21 protein-coding genes and 1 pseudogene are annotated in these 19,980 nt (G+C 69.5%); 8 read left to right on the top strand and 14 right to left on the bottom strand.

The window, feature by feature from the left end:
• Positions 1-101: 101 nt before the first annotated feature.
• Positions 102-893 (top strand): class I SAM-dependent DNA methyltransferase, encoded by a 792-nt coding sequence (locus tag PV342_RS21075; protein WP_386995807.1) that lies wholly within the window; start codon positions 102-104, stop codon positions 891-893.
• A gap of 46 nt (positions 894-939) precedes the next feature.
• Here the strand turns inward: PV342_RS21075 and PV342_RS21070 are convergent, their stop codons facing one another.
• Positions 940-1,200: an acyl carrier protein gene (locus PV342_RS21070; RefSeq protein WP_018559322.1), complete on the bottom strand. Its 261-nt coding sequence runs from the start codon at positions 1,198-1,200 to the stop codon at positions 940-942.
• Positions 1,201-1,297: 97 nt separating this feature from the next.
• The gene (locus tag PV342_RS21065) at positions 1,298-2,230 is read right to left on the bottom strand and encodes a 2-dehydropantoate 2-reductase (protein WP_433415882.1); all 933 of its coding nucleotides are present in this window, start codon (positions 2,228-2,230) and stop codon (positions 1,298-1,300) included.
• 63 nt (positions 2,231-2,293) lie between these two features.
• Here PV342_RS21065 and PV342_RS21060 point away from each other — a divergent pair, with 63 nt between their 5' ends.
• The gene (locus PV342_RS21060) at positions 2,294-2,980 is read left to right on the top strand and encodes a CGNR zinc finger domain-containing protein (protein WP_400803591.1); all 687 of its coding nucleotides are present in this window, start codon (positions 2,294-2,296) and stop codon (positions 2,978-2,980) included.
• On the opposite strand, the gene PV342_RS21055 is transcribed toward PV342_RS21060, so the two are convergent.
• The 3 genes from PV342_RS21055 to PV342_RS21045 all read right to left on the bottom strand — a co-directional run bounded on the left by PV342_RS21055 (position 2,946) and on the right by PV342_RS21045 (position 5,892).
• Positions 2,946-3,845, bottom strand: coding sequence for a LysR family transcriptional regulator (locus PV342_RS21055; protein WP_500318326.1), 900 nt, complete (start codon positions 3,843-3,845; stop codon positions 2,946-2,948). The genes PV342_RS21060 and PV342_RS21055 overlap by 35 nt on opposite strands.
• A 139-nt stretch (positions 3,846-3,984) precedes the next feature.
• A complete protein-coding gene (locus PV342_RS21050; RefSeq protein ID WP_400803585.1) occupies positions 3,985-4,944 on the bottom strand; it encodes an NAD(P)-dependent oxidoreductase in 960 nt (319 codons plus the stop codon).
• A 486-nt stretch (positions 4,945-5,430) separates the two neighbouring features.
• Positions 5,431-5,892 (bottom strand): ATP-binding protein, encoded by a 462-nt coding sequence (locus PV342_RS21045; protein WP_018559318.1) that lies wholly within the window; start codon positions 5,890-5,892, stop codon positions 5,431-5,433.
• 173 nt (positions 5,893-6,065) lie between these two features.
• Between PV342_RS21045 and PV342_RS21040 the strand changes: the two genes are divergently transcribed.
• Entirely contained in the window at positions 6,066-6,302 is a 237-nt protein-coding gene (locus PV342_RS21040; protein WP_018559317.1) for a DUF397 domain-containing protein, read from the top strand.
• 89 nt (positions 6,303-6,391) lie between these two features.
• Positions 6,392-7,300: a Sco1979 family transcriptional regulator gene (locus tag PV342_RS21035; RefSeq protein WP_500318323.1), complete on the top strand. Its 909-nt coding sequence runs from the start codon at positions 6,392-6,394 to the stop codon at positions 7,298-7,300.
• Between the two features lie 52 nt (positions 7,301-7,352).
• Here PV342_RS21035 and PV342_RS21030 read toward each other — a convergent pair whose 3' ends face one another.
• On the bottom strand, positions 7,353-8,168 hold the full coding sequence (locus PV342_RS21030; RefSeq protein ID WP_500318321.1) for an SAM-dependent methyltransferase: 816 nt from the start codon (positions 8,166-8,168) through the stop codon (positions 7,353-7,355).
• A 238-nt stretch (positions 8,169-8,406) separates the two neighbouring features.
• Here PV342_RS21030 and PV342_RS21025 point away from each other — a divergent pair, with 238 nt between their 5' ends.
• Positions 8,407-8,694 carry a DUF1905 domain-containing protein gene (locus tag PV342_RS21025; protein ID WP_500318319.1) on the top strand — a complete coding sequence of 96 codons (288 nt, stop codon included), beginning with the start codon at positions 8,407-8,409 and terminating at the stop codon, positions 8,692-8,694.
• A gap of 25 nt (positions 8,695-8,719) precedes the next feature.
• Here PV342_RS21025 and PV342_RS21020 read toward each other — a convergent pair whose 3' ends face one another.
• Positions 8,720-8,893 (bottom strand): hypothetical protein, encoded by a 174-nt coding sequence (locus tag PV342_RS21020; RefSeq protein WP_400803576.1) that lies wholly within the window; start codon positions 8,891-8,893, stop codon positions 8,720-8,722.
• A 726-nt stretch (positions 8,894-9,619) separates the two neighbouring features.
• On the opposite strand from PV342_RS21020, the gene PV342_RS21015 reads away from it, so the two are divergent.
• Positions 9,620-10,573 (top strand): hypothetical protein, encoded by a 954-nt coding sequence (locus PV342_RS21015; protein ID WP_500318316.1) that lies wholly within the window; start codon positions 9,620-9,622, stop codon positions 10,571-10,573.
• Positions 10,574-10,911: 338 nt separating this feature from the next.
• Here PV342_RS21015 and PV342_RS21010 read toward each other — a convergent pair whose 3' ends face one another.
• From PV342_RS21010 to PV342_RS20980, 7 genes are all read right to left on the bottom strand, one after another.
• The gene (locus PV342_RS21010; RefSeq protein ID WP_500318314.1) at positions 10,912-11,373 is read right to left on the bottom strand and encodes a site-specific integrase; all 462 of its coding nucleotides are present in this window, start codon (positions 11,371-11,373) and stop codon (positions 10,912-10,914) included.
• A 276-nt stretch (positions 11,374-11,649) separates the two neighbouring features.
• Positions 11,650-11,967: a hypothetical protein gene (locus tag PV342_RS21005; protein ID WP_500318312.1), complete on the bottom strand. Its 318-nt coding sequence runs from the start codon at positions 11,965-11,967 to the stop codon at positions 11,650-11,652.
• Between the two features lie 699 nt (positions 11,968-12,666).
• Entirely contained in the window at positions 12,667-12,909 is a 243-nt protein-coding gene (locus PV342_RS21000; RefSeq protein WP_386996547.1) for an acyl carrier protein, read from the bottom strand.
• Between the two features lie 192 nt (positions 12,910-13,101).
• Positions 13,102-13,689: a hemerythrin domain-containing protein gene (locus PV342_RS20995; RefSeq protein ID WP_500318310.1), complete on the bottom strand. Its 588-nt coding sequence runs from the start codon at positions 13,687-13,689 to the stop codon at positions 13,102-13,104.
• A gap of 160 nt (positions 13,690-13,849) precedes the next feature.
• A complete protein-coding gene (locus PV342_RS20990) occupies positions 13,850-13,972 on the bottom strand; it encodes a divalent metal cation transporter (protein ID WP_500318309.1) in 123 nt (40 codons plus the stop codon).
• A 130-nt stretch (positions 13,973-14,102) separates the two neighbouring features.
• Positions 14,103-15,170 (bottom strand): SRPBCC family protein, encoded by a 1,068-nt coding sequence (locus tag PV342_RS20985; protein ID WP_500318308.1) that lies wholly within the window; start codon positions 15,168-15,170, stop codon positions 14,103-14,105.
• Positions 15,171-15,174: 4 nt separating this feature from the next.
• A complete protein-coding gene (locus tag PV342_RS20980; protein ID WP_500318306.1) occupies positions 15,175-16,650 on the bottom strand; it encodes a histone protein in 1,476 nt (491 codons plus the stop codon).
• A gap of 488 nt (positions 16,651-17,138) precedes the next feature.
• Here PV342_RS20980 and trhA point away from each other — a divergent pair.
• Positions 17,139-17,786, top strand: a pseudogene (trhA, locus tag PV342_RS20975) (PAQR family membrane homeostasis protein TrhA); the annotation flags it as partial.
• A gap of 285 nt (positions 17,787-18,071) precedes the next feature.
• On the top strand, positions 18,072-19,394 hold the full coding sequence (locus PV342_RS20970) for a PP2C family protein-serine/threonine phosphatase (protein ID WP_500318304.1): 1,323 nt from the start codon (positions 18,072-18,074) through the stop codon (positions 19,392-19,394).
• Positions 19,395-19,980 lie beyond the last annotated feature (586 nt).

Here is a 19,980-nt window from a genome sequence, read left to right as displayed (position 1 = left end):
CACCACCCGTTCGGCGGGGGAACGACGAGGGCGCCGCGTGGCAGCCTCCCGGAGGGGGGCGAAAGCACATCCGCCCCGTGACCCTCCGAGGGAGCACCCGCATGGCCACCAGGAAGAACCTCCGGGCCGACCGGACGAGCCTCACCCACAAGGTCGGCTACGCCCTCCGGCACCCCACGCGGGTCGCCGCGCACGCGCGGCGGGCCGCACGGGACCGCTGGCTCGCCCACCGGCACCGCGACCACGTGGCGTACTACCGGGCCGTCATGGCCAGCGACACCGCGCGCGACCCCGAGGCCGCCGTCGGCAGCGGCAGCCACGACCGCTGGCTGGCGCTGGGCGCGATGCAGTTCGACTACCTGCGCGAACACGGCCTGTCACCGCGGCACCGGCTGCTGGACATCGGCTGCGGCAACCTGCGCGCGGGCCGGCTCCTCATCGACTACCTCGACGCGGGCCACTACTACGGCATCGACATCTCCCCCGACATCCTGATCGCCGCCAAGCGCACCGTGACCGCGCAGGGCCTGCAGCGCAAGCTGCCGTACCTGACGCTCACCCACGACCTGACCTTCGACTTCCTGCCGGACCGCCACTTCGACGTGGTCCACGCGCACAGCGTCTTCTCCCACTCGCCGCTGGAGGTCATCGACGAGTGCCTGGCCCACGTGGCCCGGATCCTGGCGCCGGGCGGGTGGTTCGACTTCACGTTCGACCGCACCGAGGGCAAGGAACACCACGTGCTGCACGAGGACTTCTACTACCGCACCGAGACGCTGGTGGGGCTGGCCGCCCGGCACGGGCTGCGCGCCCGCTTCATGGACGACTGGGAGCTGCGCGGCCACGGCCAGTCGAAGATCCGCGTCCACGCGGCCTCCTCCGCCCCCGCCTGAGGGCCCGGGGCCGCCCCTGGCGCGCGCCCCCCTGCGAGCACAGCCGTCAGGGGGCCTCCGCGGCCTCCTGCTCGGCGCGCTTGCCGGACACGTGCTCGACCAGGTCCCGTACCGTGCCCATGCGCTCGACGTCGTCGGCCAGCAGCATCACGCCGACCTCGCGCTCCACGGCGTCGGCGGCACGCTGCTTGGCGCCGTCGCCCAGGCTCAGCTGGGCGAAGGTCGTGTCCGGCCCGATCTCCTCCGGCGCCACCTCCGCGCACCCGGCGACCACCCTGCGCACGATCCCGGCGACGTCCTCGGCCATGTTCCCTCTCCCCTCCGGTGACTGCCCGATGCGTCTACCCCGCCGGCGGCGGCGTACCCCGCCCGTCCGAGGGACCGTTCGGCCGGTGCCGGGCCGGTCACGGCACGCGCGGCCGGCCCGGCACATAGGGCGCGAGGATGTCGGCCACGGTGCGGTTGCGAGGCGTGGGGACGCCCAGCTCACGGCCGAGGTCGGCGACGCCTCCGCTGAGCCAGGGCAGTTCCAGGCGGTTGCCCTGCTCCAGGTCGTTGTGCATGGAGGAGGTCATCGTGGCGGGCAGCGTGTCACAGAAGGCCAGTTGCTCGTCGACGAAGGACTCGTCGAGGTGTGCGCCCGCCGCGCGGCCGACGGCGACGACCTCCGCCATGACGTCGCGCAGCAGCCCCCGCGTCGCGGGATCGGCCCGCACGACGCCGATCGGCTGGCGCACGGCCGACGTGGTGCCCGACAGCCCGGTGAGGAACACGAACTTCTGCCACACGACCCGCGCGATGTCGGCGCTGACCTCGGCGTCGACGCCGGCCTTCTCGCACACCGCGCGGAACTCCTGGGCCCGGGCGGTCTCCTCCGCGTCGTACGGGCCGAAGACCAGTTTCTGCATCGTCCCGCGGTGGGAGACGACACCGGGCTCCTCGATGACGGCGGAGATGTAGCAGACCCCGCCCCACACGGCCTCGGACGGCAGGTGCCGTCGCAGGACGGCCTCCTTCTGCACCCCGTTCTGCAGGGAGATCACCCGTGCGCCCCCGTCGGCCAGGCCTCGCAGCCGTTCCGCGACGTCCTCGGTGTCCCACAGTTTGACCGCGACCAGCACGACGTCGACGGGACCGAGGTCGCCGACGTCCGGCACGAAGCGGTCGGCCGGTGCCCTGAACTCCCCCAGCGGGCTGCGGACGACCAGTCCGCCGTTGGCGCGGATCGCCTCCAGGTGCCTGCCTCGGGCGACGAAGGTGACCTCGTTGCCCGCCTCCGCGAGCCGGGTGCCGAAGTAGCCCCCGACGCCGCCCGCTCCCACGACCGCGATGCGCATGGCGTTCGTTCTCCCTTCCGGTTCCCAGCTCTTGGTAACCGTTATGAGGGTTACTATCCTCACATGAGCGAGCGCGCGCCGGCCACTCCCCGCACCCGCGTCACGGCCAGGGTCCGTGAACTGCGCTTCGACGCGGGATCGCCGGCGCTCGACCTCGTCGCCACCGTGGGGCGCCGCCCGAGCACGCCCGTGGAGCGGCTCGGAGACCACGACCGGCTCCGCGCCTGGTGCCAGGGGGTCGGGCTGACCCTGCGCGACGGGGAGGACGGACATGCCCTGCTGGGTGCCCTCCACGAACTCCGCTCCGCAGCCACCGACGTCGCCACCGCAGCGGTGGACGGCCGCGCGCCCCGGCCGGAGTCCGTCGCACTGCTCAACGACCTCGCGCGTGTCGAGCCGCCCGTGCCCCGGCTCCGCGTCGACCCCGAGGGGCGTCCGGGTTCCGGTACGGAACCGCTGTCATCCGCCCAGCTCCTCTCGGTCGTCGCCCGCGACCTGATCGCACTGGTGACCGACCCGCGCCTGCGCGACCGGCTGCGCACCTGCGCGGCGGAGATCTGCGGCATGGTCTACCTCGACCACGTCAACGGCAACGGCAAACCGCGCAAGTGGTGCTCCATGGAACGCTGCGGCAACAACGCCAAGGCCGCCCGTCACCGGCACCGTGCCTCCGCGTCCGAGCCGGACCAGGCCTCGTCCACACGGTTGCCGGACGCTACGGCGGGGGCGGCTGCTCGAAGGCGGCGATGAAATGGCCGAGGTCGCGCCGGCGGCAGCTGGACGGCCACACGGCCCAGGTCCTGCGGACCAGGGGATCGCCGACCAGCGGCGACCACATGACGGTCTCGGGGATCGGCTGCGCCCAGTTCGGCGGGGCCAGCGCGAACGCCCGCCCCGTGATCACGGCCGCCAGCTTCACCTCCGCGATCAGCGGCTCCGCCGCGCCCGACTCGGGACCCACGTCCAGGCCGTGGCTGCGCAGCACCGAGGTCAGCTCGTCCCACCAGGCGGGGCTCCCCTCACGGGGGAAGCCGACCCACTCCAGTCCCGCCAGGGCCTCCAGCCGTACGCCGCGCGGTTCCGCGAGTTCGGCCGCCTGCTCGGCCGCGAGCAGCACCCCGAGGTTCTCCCTGACGACCAGCATCGCGTCGAACTCCGGCCCGCCCGGGCGCTCACGCAGCAGCCCGACGTCGAGCTCGTCCGCGTGCAGCGCCTCCAGCTGGGCGGCCGTGGACAGGTGGCGGGCCTGCACCCGGGTGTCGGGGTACGCCCGCGACAGCTCGGTGAGCACCGGGGTGAGCAGGTCGGGCGGCAGCTCCAGCGGTACGCCCAGACGCAGGGTGCCCTCGCCCTGCGAGGTCAGCGCCGCCATCGCCCGTACGGCCTGGTCGTGGCGTGCGAGCACGGCCCGGGCCTCGTTGAGCAGCATCGCCCCGGCCTCGGTCGTCCTTACCCCGGAACTGGACCGCACCAGGAGTTTGACGCCGAGTTGCCGCTCCAGAGCGGTGACGGTCTGCGACAGCGCCGACTGGCTGACGTGCAGCCGCCGCGCCGCGGCCGACATCCCGCCCTCCTCCGCCACGGCGACGAAGACACGCAACTCCCGCAGTTCCATCCGGACATCCCACCAACGCGGCGCCCGAAGGACACCGCGACAGGCCAGGCCAGTTCCTTATGGCGGAACACGCCGCCCCCTGGGGGTGACGCGCCGGGCGGGCCGGCCCCCGCGAGGCATCCGCGGGGGCCGCCGCCTCTCAGCGTGCCGCGGCCAATTGAGGCAGGACGTTCACCAGGGGCTCGCCGTGCGCGTAGCGCCGGAGCTGCTGCGTGATGAAGGCGAGGGAGGCGGGGGTGAAGGCGTCCGTGAAGGCCCCGACGTGCGGGGTGATCAGGATGCCGGGCAGGTACCACAGCGGGTGCCCGCTGGGCAGCGGCTCCGGCGCGGTGACGTCCAGGGCGGCGCGCAGCCGCCCGCGCCCGGCCTCCCGTACCAGCGCCTGCGTGTCGACGATCTCCCCCCTGGCCACGTTGACCAGGACGGCCCCGTCCTTCATCAGGGCGAGGCGGGACGCGTCCATCAGGTCGCGGGTCTCGTCCGTCAGGGGCGCGCACAGCACGACGGCGTCGGCGGAGGGGAGCAGTGCGGGCAGCTCCGCGAACCCGTGCACATGGCCGTCCGCCGTCTCGCGTGCGGTGCGTGCCAGCCTGACCACACGGCAGCCGAACGGGGCGAGCCTGGCCGCCACGGCCTTCCCGACCGCGCCCTGGCCCACCACCAGGACCTCCTTGCCGGAGAGCGTGGGGAAGACGCGGGGCCGCCACTCGCCGAGGGCGTGCCGCCGGGAGAAGTCGTCGAGGCCGCGCTCGGAGGCCAGGAGCAGGGTCACCGCCAGCTCGGCCGTGGCCTCGCCGTGCACACCGTTGGCGGTGGCGACGCGGCTACCGGAAGGGAGCAGCCCCAGGAAGGGGGCGAGGTAGTCGTGACCGGAGCTGAGGACCTGCAGGACCTCCAGCCGCTCGGCGCGGTGCAGCAGCCGGTCCAGGATCTCGTGCTGCTTGGCCGGGACGGGCGGGACGACCACGAACCGTACGTCCCGGGGATCGGACGGGAAGGCCGAAAGACCGTCCCAGAAGTGGTACGACAGGCTGTCGGGCAGCGGTCCGGGAAATTCACCGGACCGATAGGGGAGCCAGACCGCGCGGCTTTCTCGCATGATTCGCAGTGCTTTTCTGTGGAACTCGGAGAACGGGCGTGCCACGCCGGGCTCCGAGAGCGCCACCCGTCGGACCAGGGGCTTTCTGTCGCGGACGCTTCACGTCCGAGGGCCCGGAGCATCTGACATCGTTGTCGCGCGTGAACCTCCGGAACGCTAACACACGACCGGTCGGCGACATCGGGCGCGGGGCTGCCGCAAATGGCGGTGCGTCAACGGGAGGTGAATTCCTTTCCCCGTGAAGGCAAAGGCACGGTCATGAACCGCCCCCGGGGGACGGAGCGCCGCTGTTGCCCTCGTCACGCCCCGCCCGGGGTCCGGGTCGGGCTGGTTCGGCCGGCCCGGCGGCCGGACCGGCGAAACGGCGGAGAGCCGTCCGGCCGCGGCGAGGCATCCCCCCGGTGCCCCGCCGCGGCGCTTCTGGCCCCCGTTCCCCCGTTCCCCCGTCCCGCGGCGTCCGTTCTGCGCGACGCCGCGGGGCGGAAGTCACATGGGCGCCGAGATCAGCGCCCAGACGGACTTGCCCGCCTCGTCGGGCGGTGTCCACCCCCAGGACTCACTGAGCGAGTCGATGATGTGCAGCCCCCGCCCCGTTTCGGCGAACCAGTCCGGCTCCTTCACCACCGGGATGCCCGTGCCGGGGTCGGCGACCGTGCAGAGCACGGCCTCCTCGCGGCGGAGCAGGCCCAGCCAGACCGGCCGGCTGGACAACGGTGCGTACGCCGGGTCGTCGAGGCCGTAGCGGACGGCGTTGGTGAGCATCTCCGACACCACGATCGAGGCGGTGTCGACGATCGCGAGCATCCCCCAGCTGCTCAGGGTGGCACGCGTGAACTGCCGTGCGGAACCTGCGGCATGGAGGTCACCGCTCAGGCCGCACGCGGCAAAGCGTGACCCTGAGTCCTCGGTCAGGCCGAAGTCGAGGGGGATCACCGGATGCGTGGTCATCGGTAACTCCGCAGAGCTGTCGGGCGGGGGGCGCGGTGCTGTCTGCGTCCACCACTATCCCCGTCGGATCCCTACCCGTGCAAGCACATCTGCAATTACAGTCGTAAGTGCAAGAGTAAGTACATCTGCACGTGCATCTGCACATGCAGATGGCGCGTCAAGGAGGCGTAGCCATGCGGGAGTTCGACAACGGCGTACCGGCCACCGACATCGAGGGCGCGGTCTGGAGGAAGAGCGGCCGGAGCAACCCCAGCGGCAACTGCGTCGAGCTGACGGCGCTGCCCGGCGGAGGCTTCGCGATGCGCAACTCCCGGCACCCGGGCGGACCTGCGCTCATCTACACGCGCGCGGAGATCGAGGCCTTCCTCGGCGGCGTGAAGGACGGGGACTTCGATGACATGACGGGCTGACAAAACGTCGGCATGCCATAAGATGCGGCTGTATTCGGGCGCCACTCAGTGAGACACTGGCGGTCAGCCCAGTCACCACGGGAGCCGGCATGACCGCGACGCGGCCGAGCAACGAACCGTCGATAAGGCAGTACCTGGAGCACCCACGCGGTGGTCCGACGGTTCTGCGTATCGTGCTCGGCACCCAGTTGCGGAGGCTGAGGGAGTCCCAGGGCATCACCCGTGAGGCGGCGGGTTTCTCGATCCGCGGCTCCCACGCCAAGATCAGCCGTCTCGAGCTGGGCCGCGTCGGCTACAAGGAGCGGGACGTCGCCGACCTCCTGTCCCTCTACGGCGTGACCGACGAGACCGAGCGCGCGGACTTCCTCAAGCTCGCCCGGCAGGCCAACACGCCCGGCTGGTGGCACCGCTACGCCGACGTGCTCCCCGGCTGGTTCGAGACGCTCGTGGGCCTGGAGGAGGCCGCCTCCGTCATCCGTACCTACGAGGTGCAGTTCGTCCCCGGCCTGCTGCAGACCGAGGAGTACGCCCGCGCCGTCATCAGGCTGGGCCACCCCAGGGCGTCCGGGGTCGAGGTCGAGCGCCGGGTCGCGCTGCGCATGGAGCGCCAGCACCTGCTGAGCGGGCCCAACCCGCCGAGGCTGTGGGCGGTCGTGGACGAGGCGGCGCTGCGCCGTCCGCTGGGCGGCGCCGAGGTGATGTCGCGGCAGCTGGAGCGGCTCATCGAGGCGGCCGCCATGCCGAACGTGACACTGCAGGTCGCGCCGTTCAGTGTCGGAGGCCTCGCCACCGCGGGCGGACCGGTGACGATCCTGCGTTTCCTGGAGCCGGACCTGCCCGACATCGTCTACCTGGAGCAGCTCACCAGCTCGCTGTACCTGGACAAGCAGGACGACGTCGACAACTACCTGGCCGTCATGGACCGGCTCAGTGCCGAGGCCGAGCCGCCGGTCCGCACGCCGGGCTTCCTGCGCGAGTTCCTCAAGCACCTGTCGTGAGCTGACGCGGGCCCCCGGGCCGGCATTCCGGCCCCGGGAGCCCCGAAAGTGATCACGACTTGCGGCCGACCCCGCCGAACTCGATCCACTCCTGTGTGGCCTGACGGGGCGCCAGGTCGGTGTCGGGGCGCCAGGTGGACACCTCGACCAGCCCCGGCTCCAGGATCTGCAGGCCGTCGAGGAAGTCGTGCACGTCGCTCTCCTGGCGGACCCGGCCCCAGTTGCCCTGGGTGCTGGCGTCCATGAACTCGGTGACGAAGTCGCGCACCGACTTGTCCTCGCTGACCAGCTGGCAGACCACCAGGAAGCTGCCCGGTGCCAGTCGCTCCGCGACGCGCCTGACCAGAGCCGCCGGGTCGTCCTCGTCGGGGATGCAGTGCATCACCGAGACGAACAGCGCGGCGACCGGCCGGCTGAAGTCGATCAGCCGCTCCACCTCGGGGTGGCCGAAGATGCCGTCGGTGTCACGGAAGTCGGCCTGGATGACGGCCGTGTTCTCGTTCTCCTCCAGCAGCGCGCGGCCGTGCGCCAGCACGATCGGGTCGTTGTCGACGTAGACGACGCGCGAGGCCGGATCGACGCGCTGGGCGACCTGGTGGACGTTGTCCTGGGTGGGCAGGCCTGACCCGTGGTCCAGGAACTGGCGTATGCCGTACTCGCGGGCGAGCACGCCCACGACGCGCTGCAGGAACCTGCGGTTGTTGACGGCGAGTTCCTTGGTGCTCGGCACGACCTTGAGGAGTTCCTCGGAGGCCTCGCGGTCGACGGCGTAGTTGTCCTTGCCCCCGAGCAGGAAGTCGTACATCCGGGCGACGCTGGGAATCCCGGTGTCGATCGCGGTCGGCAGCGGCTCTCGCTCCTGGCTCATCCGGTCCCTCACAGTCCTGCCCACGCCCTGGACGCGGGATGATCGCGGAACCCTCATTCTAGGCTCAAGTCACGTTGCTACCCTGCGGTTTCACCCATGGGAAGTGAATTGATCGCCCGCCTGTTTGACGCCTGAAATCCCCATCAGTCACCACGGAAACGGACCTATCCCCCTCGTCTCCGGGGCCATCGGTACGCTGAGGCCGTCTTGCCACCCCTCCAAGAACGGGACGAACCCCATGGAGCTCGTCTTCGCCGGCCGCGTGATCGAGTGGCGCGGGCCCTCGCCGTACTACTTCGCGACCGTGCCGGACGAGGAGTCCGCCCACATCCGCGAGGTGGCCGCGGCGGTCACCTACGGCTGGGGCGTCATCCCCGTCGAGGCCCGCATCGGCGGCACCACCTTCACGACATCGCTCGTCCCCAAGGACGGCGGCTACCTGCTGCCGCTGAAGGTCGCCGTGCGCAGACCCCAGGGCATCACGGCCGGAGACGACGTGTCCGTTGAACTGACGGTCCGGCTCTGAGCCCGCGCGCGGTCCGGGGCGCGGTTCATCGGCCCGGCTGCGCGCGGGCCGCCTCCAGGAACGCCGGCTGCGGCCCGCGCACATGATCGTGCGACGACACCTCGGCGTGGGCGCACTCGCGCCGCAGCACCTGGTCGACCGCCGTCGCGTACGCCCAGGCGCGGCGGTGGAAATCGGCCGGGAAGACGACGGCGATCATCCGCTCGCACACCCCACATCCGGTCGATCAGCCCCAGGGCCGCCTCGCGCGGCTCGGCGAGGCGTATCCCTCTGCTGCGCCAGGGCGTTGAACTCCCGCAGCGGCTCCAGCCGTTCCGCCCTTCGGGCCTCGGCCACCTCCGCCTCCCGGCGCATGCCCTCGCTGCGGCCGGCCTGGCGGCCCGCGGTGATCGGGCCAGGAAGGAGAAGCCGCCGCCGAGCGTGACACCGGGCAGCGACGTCCACACCTGCGCGTCCACGGCGCACCTTCACCAAGACCGCCGCGGGCCGGCGCATGCGGAACGCCCGTCCCGCACGGCCGTGGACACCGCCCTCGGAGGAACCCGGAACCGAGCACGCGATCCCGGTGTTCCAGCAGGTCATCGGCTGCCACCGCCGCGCCCTCCACCGGCCCGGCCGGACGGCCCGGTGAGGCCCGGCTGCCGTAACGATTCGGTGGTCACGGACGCGAGGAAATGCGGCCAGACGGGCAGCATCCGGGCGCGCACGCGGGAAAGCCCGTTGGCGTCCGGCGGGACTGCGGGTAACTTCGCCCCTCGTCACCGCCCCTGAGGGGCGGGAGGCCGGCGCCACGGGCGCCCGCGTGTACCCCTCACCTGCGACGTTTCCGGCCGGCCGGCGAGCGGCGGCCGCTGTGAGGCGTGCCGCGGCGCGTGCGTGGCTGTGCGGTACCGGCCTGGAAGGTGAAATGGGGAGGGAACAGAGGATGTCGGAACCTGCGGACTTCGTCACCCGCCTGCGCGCGGAGCGGCAGGACCCGGGACGGGAGGAGGCGCTGCGCCTCGACAAGGCACGCCGACGCCGGAAGGCCGTGCTTGTCGGGTGCGCCGGGGCGCTCGTCCTGACCGGCTTCGGGGTCTGGCTGACGTCCGTGACCGGGCACCGTCCGGCGAACGAGCCGTACGCCCCGCAGACGCTCCAGGAGGACATGTGGCCCGACGAGTGGCCCGCGACGGTCCGCCTCCCCTTCCGTGGTTCGCCCGCCGCCGCGTGGGAGGACGGCGCCTCCGGCATCGTGACCCCGAAGGCCGAGGCCACCGGCGACCACACCGTGACCGAGGTGGCCGCGGCGCTGCGCCACAGCAGGGAGTTCCTGCTCGAGTCCAATGTGACACCCGAACCGCTCGCGGGAGACCGGCCGTCGGCCGCGATGGACCTCCTCGATCCGCGCGATCCCGGAACCGCGGCCCTTGAGGACGCGCTGCGGCACCCCGACGAGGAGCACAGCCCGCTGGACGTCTTCACGCGCTTCGACCCGGACGAGGAGTCAGTGGTCACCGACGCGGTGAAGTCGCGGGGGACGATGACCTACGAGGTCGCCCCGTCCGGGGAACTCCTGGTGCACGCCGACTACACCTTCGTGTACGCGGTCACGAAGAAGCACGGCGGCTGGGAGATCGTCCCGGCTGCGCCGGAAGCCGCGCGTGTCATCGTCCGACGCCAGGTGACCCTCACTCCCAGCCACGGCAGGCTGGCCCTGCGCGGGAGCGAGCGGCGCGTCGTCAACGCCGACTGCCGGGCGTCGGAGGACGGCTACGTCCACCCCCTCTACCACGCGGCGGCCGCCAAGGCGCCGAAGGGGGCGTCACTGGACCCCTACGCGAAGCCCAGGCCCATCGAGGACATCCCGGCCGGGTGCGTGACGGCCACCCGCACCTGATTCGCTCCTCCACGCGACGAGCCCCGCTCGCGGTGCGAACGGGGCTCGTGTGCGGCGGGGGCCGCGCCACTCGTCTGCAGGGGCGGCAGGATGTGAACCTGCGGCGTGCGGGTTTGGAGTCCGCTGCTTGTCCCGCCGCTTCATGTCGGCTCATGCCGCCTCGTGCGCCACATGCCGGAACGTTCAGGTCAGGCTCCTCTTCGGCGCCCAGACATTCCCCCGTTTGTGACAGCTCATGCCGCTCGGTATCGGTCCGCATCATCCGGGCGAGCACTGAGCGAGCAGAGGAACTCCACGACCTGCAGCAACAGGTACCCCGACGGTTGCTGGCTCCGGCCCTATCCATCGGCCGAAACCTCGGTCTTCGGGTCGTCCTCGAACACCTCCCAGGAGTCAACGATCAACTCCTTCCCCACGGTGAGCGCATTGCCATCGAGGTCCACGTTGCGCCAGTCCGCCCCGATGCCCTCACCGCGGCGCAGGCCTCGGAAGGCGATCAGGTGGAAGAATGCATACAGGCGGCTGCCCACGGCCTCATCGAGAAACGTCCCGAGCTGCACCGGGGTCCAGACCATGACTGCTCTCGGCTTCTCCCCGGTACGCTCCCAGTGCTCAACGTGCCGGTCCGTCCACAGCTTCGCCTTAGGTCGCTTACCCGGGGACAGTTCCACCCACTTGGCCGGGTTGAACGTGATCAGCTGCTTCCGGATTGCGGCGTTGAGTGCGGCCCGCAGCGTCGCCCTGATGCGCTGCAGCGTCGCGGGCCCCGTGATGATGCCGTAGGGCGGCATCGAGGCCATACGGCTCACATCGCGAACGCAAGGCCACACCATGTCATGGGAGGTCCTCGCGACCACGGGAGCGCTCGCCACCGAATGGGGCGACGAAGAACTTTACGCCATAGCTTCGGCCCACAATCTGACGGCCAATCAATTCATCGAGCAGAAGTCGGGCCGTGTCATTTTCGATGACTGGATGACCTCGGATGGCGAGGCCGAGAGCGCCCCGCCCGGGGTTCCATGTCGGGCGAGGCGGCGCCGGGCCCGAGAAGCCTGGGATTCGGATAAAGCGGCACCCTACCGGGCGAAGCAGCTCCCGGAAATGGTGAGGGATACGGGCTCCTGCGAGGCGACCTGCGGTGGAGTGCCCAGCAGCCGGGCGAAGTTCGTCATGGTGGTGAACAGCGGCGTGCGGGCCCAGGTCTCCGCGCAGTCCGCGCAGGAGATCCGTACGTCTTGCCCGCGCGAGCAGACCCGCACGCCGTCCTCGATGGCGTGGCGCTGCACGGGGTGGCACCGGGGGCAGGTCAGGACGTGGGCGGCGCGCTCCATCTGGTGGAGCGCACGGTCGGCGCTGAGACGCGGGCGGCGGATGGGGCGGGCGTGCGGCCTCATGGGTCTCCCCGGGGCGGACTCGCCGCGGCGAGATTCTCCTCGGCGAGGGCGTGCAGGGGCAGACTGTCAGGTGCGGTCATCGTGCTGACTCCTTCGAGGCTTCGACACTTCGAAGATCAGCCGGTGGCCGTTTGTCTATGCGGGCACCAACCCGGACGCCGGAGCAAACCCCCGCATCAGGTCCAACCCGTTACACCACTTCCAAGGACGCAACCATCGTCAGCCCTTGGTATCTGAGCAGGACGGTTGCGTTGCCGATGAAACCCACGTGGAGCGATGTGTCGGAAGGCAGCGTCATCGTTCCTCCCGGGCGGAGAGAGGCGGAGCCGCTCGGCGCAAGGTGCCCCGCCGACGCTCCACCTCTGTTTCTCGGGGATGATGACGGCAGCCACCCAGGCGAGCGGGTGTACATCCGCCGTCAGCAGCTCGTTCTCCGGCCCCGCGCCGCCCGAGCCGACCCCGCAGGATCCATGGCCGGATACCGGGACCTTTGTCGTGTTGGGTCACGCCGGTCAGGTTGTCCGCACCGGATCGGCGCGCGGCCCCTGTGTGACCAGCGGCCGTAGAGCCCTCCGCCCTCTCGGACGAGGACAGCGATCTCGTCGAAAGAACCGGCAGGCGCGACAGCGCGAGGGCCCCGTTGTTGGGTCGCTCCATGGCTTCTCTGTCGGGCGTCCCGGCGCCGTGAAAACCGTTCGATCATGACGCGGACGGCCCGATGTCGCCCTTCTCCGCCAGTTCCGTGAGGAAGTCGTGGCAGCGCGCGGCACGCTCCGAATCCTCGCGCATCACGCCTTGGAAGAAGTCTGCGATCTCGGTCTCCCCGGCGTTCTTGGCGTCGCGGACGTACTGTCCGTAGTCGTGTCCTGCCTTCAGAGAGTGGTACTGGACTGACACCAGGTCGTACGCGACGTCCTGGAATCCTGTCTCACCTGTCGCCATGGTTCTCCTCCGTTTCTTGCGGGCACCCCACGCCTGCCCATGCGAAAACGGGATAAACAGTCCACTCCCTGCCTTCCCACCACCTTCCGGCCGACCAAGTGAGGCGCAGCGGCCGGCGCATCGGAGACCGGGCCGCCGACCACACCACGGCGAGCCGACCCTCTCCTCCGGTCAGGACCTCGGCCCATGCCCTCAGTGACGGCTGCGGGACGCGTCGACCGCGTCCTTGACCCGGTCCAATAGTGAGGCAAACGGGCCCATTACCCATTGCGCTGTCGTGGATCCGGCGACCTTGGGATGCGGGTGTGTGGGCGCCATGGAAAGGACCGACTGCAGGTGGTAACCCATGGTCCTCAATTGGTCTTGGTCACAACCGGCGAGCACGGCGGGGAACTCCTGTTGTTCCTCGCGTTCGGCATGCTTGATGACGGCTCGTTCGAAGTAGGCGAACTTCGTGTCGAACTCGGCGCTGTCGACATCCATCGTCTCGAGTTCGGCCAGTGTCTCGCTGGCGAATTTTTCCTCAAGGTTGCGTGCCTCGACCTCTGCCTCACCGGCTGTGCGTTTGGCAACCGGTCGCAGGATCATCTCCTCGGCGGTCTCGTGGACGGCGAGTGTGGCGCGGAGCTTGTCGAACCACTGCTGCCTCTCATCTCCCCGCGTTTTCTTCACGTTCGAGAACAGGTCCCGGATGTGAGCGTGCTGCTGCAATAGGATGCGTACGACATTGCCACCCGGCAGGTCGTCTGCTTGTTGACGTTCGGTTTTCGCGTCGCCCATGGCTCTCCACCCGCTCACGTAGCGTCGGTCCTTTTCTCGAGCCCACCCAATGGAGCACCTGACCGCAACGAGCTGCCCCAAAAGAAACGCCTACTTGCCGGGCCTCCTCTGCTGAGATCAGGCTGAATAAGCAGGAGCACGTTCAGCCTGCTGATCAGCCCTACGACCAGTACCCCGTCCGCAGTCGCAGGCGGCGATTGACGAGCGCGCCCATGACACGGCGCCGACTGGTCAGCGTCACCAGCGGAATCAGCGCGAACGGTATCCCGAAGGAAAGCGCCACCTGGCTCAGTACACAAAGCGTGACCAGGATTGTCCAATTCACTCACGTCCCTGACCGCGCACGAATCATCCAGGGGCACGCGAGGATCGAGAAGAATGCCCGCGACTGCCGCGCCCGCTGGGCGCAGCCATCACGCACTCTGCTCTTCGTCTTCCTCCCCTTCCTCGTCCTCCTCCTCATCGCCCTCTTCGTCTTCCTCCCCTTCCTCGTCCTCCTCCTCGCTCTCTTCGTCCTCGGGGTACTCGCCTTCCTCTTCCTCTGCGCTCTCTTCGCCTTCGTCGCCTTCTTCGCTCTCTTCGTCCTCGGGGTACTCGTCTTCCTCGTCGTACTCGTCAGGCTCCTCCGAGCCTTCCTCCTCTTCGGCGGCCTGTTCCTCTTCCTCGATGGCTTCCTCGTGGGTACGGACCACCTCACCGTCGCGAATCTCGCCGCGCCAGCCGTCCGCTTCCTCGTCGGTAAGGGTCACGTAACGCTGGAAGTGCTTGAAGTCCAGACGCAGACGCCGTCCTTGGGCGCGCCAAATGTTTCCGGTCTTCTCAAAGAGGCCGGACGGGTAGTACTCCACCACGAGCACAATCCGAGTGAGGCTGGGCGCCAGTTCGTGGAAGCTGACACAGCCCCGCGTGGTGCCCTTGGCGCCCTCCGAGGTCCACACGATGCGTTCGTCCGGCACCTGTTCCTGCGTAGTGGCCTTCCATCCGCGTGTCGACGGGCCCACCTTGACCTTCCAGTCGCTGTCCTCCTCCTTGCCCCGTGACGCACTGCGGACGCCCTTGGTGAAACTGCTGAACTTCTCGTACTGAGTCCAGTGGTCGTAGGCGAAACGCAGCGGCACACCCACGTCCAGCACTTCGATGATGTTCATGACCTTGGACGTGCCGGACTTGCGGCCCTTGCCACCTCCGCCACCGAATACCCCCTTGACCTTGTCGACGACGTTGTCCTTGATACTTTTCGCCTTCTCGCCGATCAGAGCCTTGGCCGGTGAATCGCCTTGCAACATCCGGAGACCTGCCTTGGGGAGCACGCCGCCGTTCTCCGCCACACCCGTGAGTCCACTGGTGATGTCACCCAGTTTGTCGCCGGCCTTGTCGGCAAGGTGCTCCACCTGGGCGCCCAGGAAGCCCTTGAACGCACCGCGCAGCTGGTCAAGTCCCGAGCCCTGCTCGCTTCCAGTGTCAGGTGCCTTGTCGGCCATGGATCTACCTCCGCCGCCGCCGTGGGGATGCCTTATCTGCCGTCGTCTTCTTCGCTGCGGTCTTCTTCGGCGGAGCCGTGGACTTCCTCGCCGGTGATGTCGTCTTCGCCGCCGTCTTCTTCGCAGGAGCCGCCGTCTTCCTTGCCGCCGTCTTCCTTGCCGCCGTCTTCTTCGCAGGAGCCGCCGTCTTCCTTGCCGCCGTCTTCCTCGCCGCCGTCTTCCTCGTAGGAGCCGCGGTCTTCGCCGTCGTCTTCTTCGCGGGAGCCGCGGTCTTCGCCGTCGTCTTCTTCGCGGGAGCCGCCGTCTTCTTCGCCGTCGTCTTCTTCGCGGGAGCCGCGGTCTTCGCCGTCGTCTTCTTCGCGGGAGCCGCCGTCTTCTTCGCCGCCGTCTTCTTCGCGGGAGCCGCGGTCTTCGCCGCCGTCTTCCTCGCCGGAGCCGCCGTCTTCTTCGCCGCCGTCTTCCTCGCCGGAGCCGCCGTCTTCTTCGCGGGAGCCGTCTTCTTGGCCGCAACCTTCTTCGCGGGAGCCGCCGTCGCAGTTGCCTTGCGGACAGCAGCCTTCTCGGGACGGGGCTCACGTCCGCGACCGCGCCGGGCACCCCCATCATGGTCCTCGTCCAGCTTCCGGGCTGCACGGCGACGCCGGGGCGCGGGCTTTCCCGGCTCTTCCTCCTCTTCCGGCGCCTGCACGTCCTCCGGCTCTTCCGGCTCCTGCACGTCCTCCGGCTCTTCTTCCTCCTCCCCCGGCTCCTCTTCGGGTCGTTCTTCCCCGTCTGCTACGTGCTCGTCCTCCGGCTCTTCCTCCTCCTCTTCGGGCTCTTCCTCTTCGGGCTCTTCCTCTTCCTCGTACTCGCCCTCGGGCTCTTCCTCCTCCTCTTCGGGCTCTTCCTCTTCCTCGTACTCGCCCTCGGGCTCTTCCTCCTCCTCTTCGGGCTCTTCCTCTTCCTCGTACTCGCCCTCCGGCTCTTCCTCCTCCTCTTCGGGCTCTTCCTCTTCGGGCTCTTCCTCTTCCTCCCCCGGCTCCTCCTCAGGTCGTCCCCTCTCGTCTGCTGCGTGCTCGTCCTCGGGTTCCTCCCCCTCCTCCTCCTCTTCGGGCTCTTCCTCCTCCGGCTCCTCCTCTTCCTCGTACTCGCCCTCCGGCTCTTCCTCCTCCCCCGGCTCCTCCTTGCCCTTGCCTATGCGCTCCGTGCGCTGGTGCAAGGAGTTGGCCAGATCGGCGAGTTTGCGGTCCGCCACCGCGCTCAGCGCCTTGCGCCCTGCATCGAGGGCCTGTCCGCGGAGCTGCTCGTTCAGGTCGGCGAACTGGGGAAGCCCGCGCAACCTCTTGACTCCCTCCGTCAGCAGCTGTTGTGGTTCCAGTCCGAACCGTCGGCCTGCCAGGTAGGTCGCCATCCCGAAGGCGACCCGCCCCTTCTTCGTCCGGCCCAGGACATACCCGCCGAGAACCGCGGCACCAATTGCGATCTTGGGTACATCAGCCATCAGATTTCCCTTCGAAAGGGCTGCCGAGCAGATGCGCCGGCTGGCGCCCGCCGCCCCGAAAATGTGGGGCTCGCTCGCAAGGGCGAAGCGTCTGAATGGGGTAGCGGGCAGTCGCCTGGCTGGTAGTTCCGCTCTTTCAAGTCTGGGCGGTGACGTCAGCGGGCGCATTCGGGGGAGTAGAACGAGAAGGGGCCGCAGGGGCCGCCGCAGCCCCTCGGCGGTGCCGAGGCGACTACGCCGCATGATCGACGCAGGCCGTCCTCGGTCCGTGTCGGTGCGCCGGCCTCATGCACTGGCGTACGGGGGGCTCTTAGCATGGAAGCATGTGTGACGCCCAGCGGCTCCAGAGGCAGCCGGACTTCACGGCCCGCGGCAGGTCCACCAGCGAAGCTTCCGGTCACACTGCGGAGGGAACTCACGAACACGCGAACGGCCTCTCCAAGGCAGCCCGATGCGGAGCTGCAGGAGCCGCCCACCAGGTCGGCAACATGGTGGAGGCGGTCGCCGAGGCGATGGAGCCGCTGAAACCGAGACTCCGCGGCTGGCTGCACGCCGGAATGTTCCCCGCCTCGCTGATCGCCGGCATCACACTCATCTGCCTCGCACGCACACCCCAGACGGCTCTCGCCTGCGGAATCTACTCCGCCTCCGCGTGGCTGCTGTTCGGCACCAGCGCGGTCTACCATCGCGGCACCTGAGGCCCCCGCGGGGAGGCTGTGCTGCGGCGGCTGGACCACGCGAACATCTTCGTGATCATCGCGGGCACCTACACGCCGCTGACCGTGCTCCTGATTCCCCAGCACAGGCGAGCCGTGCTGCTGGGGCTGGTATGGACCGGCGCCCTGGCCGGAGTCGCCTTCCGGGCGCTATGGGTAGGGGCTCCCCGCTGGCTGTACACCCCTTGCTACCTTGCCCTGGGCTGGTCCGCCGTGTTTCTGCTGCCGGACTTCATGCACGTTGGCGGAGTGGCCGTGGTGACGCTGATCGTTGTCGGCGGAGTTCTCTACACCGCGGGCGCCGTGGTGTACGGAACGAAACGACCCGACCCCTCTCCGCGCTGGTTCGGATTCCACGAGGTGTTCCACACCTTCACCCTGGCCGCTTTCACGACCCACTACGCGGCGATCGCACTGGCCACCGTCTCGCGTCGGGCGGTCAGCAGCGCCCGGCAGACCGATGCCCCTGGGTCCGCCCCCGGGTCGTCCGTCCCGAGGCGAGCGGTAGGTCCCGCCGCTCCTGGCGCCTTCCGCCGCGCCGCACCACGAGTGCGCCAGCAGTTGTGTGAATGGTTCGTCTTCGAGTCTGGAATGCCAGCGTCCCTGGTGGCTAACGTTGTCTTAAGGCCATTTCTCTGATGACGGTCGGCAATCACTCCGGCACTGCCTGATCTATCGGAGGCAGCCGTGGCGGCACGGAAAGGTTTGCGGCAGGGCACCGCGTTCCCGGGCGGTTCGCGGCCGGACGGCCTGCCTGAGGCACTGTCCGATCGGCGGCGGCTGGCAGCGGTGGAGGCGACCGGATTGCTGGACACCGGCCCGGAGGCCGCTTTCGACGACTTGACCCAGCTCGCGACGTCGGTGACGGGCTGTGGCCGGGCCCTGATCACACTGGTCGACGACCGCCGGTCATTTTGGAAGTCGTGTGCCGGGGTGGACGCCGGGGAGGTGGCCGAGCGGCAGGATCCGGTCGAGGAGAGTCTCTCCTCCATCCTGGTCGGCATGGACGGGGAGCCGTTCGTAGTTGAGGACGCCGCTGCTGACCCCCGCACGAGCGGCCATCCCGCGGTCAAGCGGATGAAGATCGGAGCCTGGGCGGGGTACCCGATCCTCGCGCCTGGCGGGGAAGTGCTCGGCGGCATGTGTGTGATCGACGAGAATCCGCGCGTTTGGCGACCTGAGGAACTCACCGCATTGGCAACGATCGGCCGCGCCGTGAGCAATGAGATCAACCTGCGCACCTCGCTGACAACCGCCCAGGACGCCCTGGAGACCTCCAGCGCCCTGGCCCGCAGCCTCCAGGACAGCCTGCTGCCCCCACACCTGCAGAAGGTCCCCGGCCTGGAGACGGCCGCCTCCTATCTGCCCGCCGCCGGCGGCAGCACCGTGGTCGGCGACTTCTACGACCTGTTTCACGCCAAAGAACCGTGGTGGTGCACCGTGATGGGCGATGTCTGCGGCAACGGCACCGAAGCGGCCAAGGTCACCGCCCTGGCCCGCTACACCCTGCGTGCCGAGGCCACCCAGCACCTGTCACCCGCCACCATCCTCGACCATCTGAACTCCGCCCTCATAGAGCAGCGCCAGGGAGAGCGGTTCCTGACCGCCGTCTACGCCACCTTCCGCACCACACCCGCGGGAATCGCGGGGCGTCTGTGCACCGCGGGACACCCCCCGGCCCTGATCCGGCGCGCCGACGGCCGCGTTCAGGAAGTCGGGTGGTCCGGAAGCCTGCTGGGCATCCTCGCCAACGTCAGGCTCACCGACGTCCCGTTCCGGCTCGCTCCCGGCGACGCCCTGCTGCTCTACACCGACGGCGCCACCGAGGCCCGGGCCCGCCGCACCGCATCCTCTGGCGCCCGGCCGCAGTTCGGCGAAGAGGCTTTGACCGCCGCGTTCGCCGGCTGCCGGGGAATGGATGCGCAGGCCATCGTCACCCACCTCTGTGACCTCATCGCCGAGCACACCGGCGACTGGGCCAGCGACGACACCGCCCTCCTCGCCCTGCGCGTCCCCCCGCGCCCCTGACCGGGCGGATACACCGGGCGTCTTGCCGCCTGCGCTCGATGACAGCGCCCTCCTCGATGCGGCGAGCTTTGTGCCTACCTCAAGTCCGTCATCCGGTGCGCTTGCATACACACCCCAGGGAGCCGTGACATAGCGCCTGCAGACCATGGCGGGAGTGGCGTGATCCGTCAGCGTGACAGCCACGTCGAGCCGGGGGATGTGGGCGGCCGCCTGGCATCGGGCAGAACGCCTGTGCTTCTACGGCCACGACGTCGCTCGCGGCGCGACCCCGCAGTTCGACACCGTCAGGCCTGTTCCGCCCAGGTGCGCTGAACCGGGACGTTGGCAACGGAACTACGCCAGCGACGAGCATTCAGGCGATCGCCGCCCTTCTCGCGACCCTCCCCCCAGAGGCTCAGGACGAGGTGCTGCGCAGGGTCGGACGAAGCGCCGACATCCAGACAGAGGGGGTGGAGTGCCTAGGGCGATATAGCGTAAGGGTGACGCTGGTCACGAAATGGCTACAGATCGCAGCAACGCGCGTAGTAACGCGTAGTAGCCACGAAGAATGCCCCAAAGCTTGACAGCGAAACGTTCTTCAACTGAA

Source organism: Streptomyces sp. PA03-3a (assembly GCF_033792735.1).
GTDB lineage: Bacteria > Actinomycetota > Actinomycetes > Streptomycetales > Streptomycetaceae > Actinacidiphila.
This window is presented reverse-complemented; position numbering and strand designations above follow the sequence as displayed.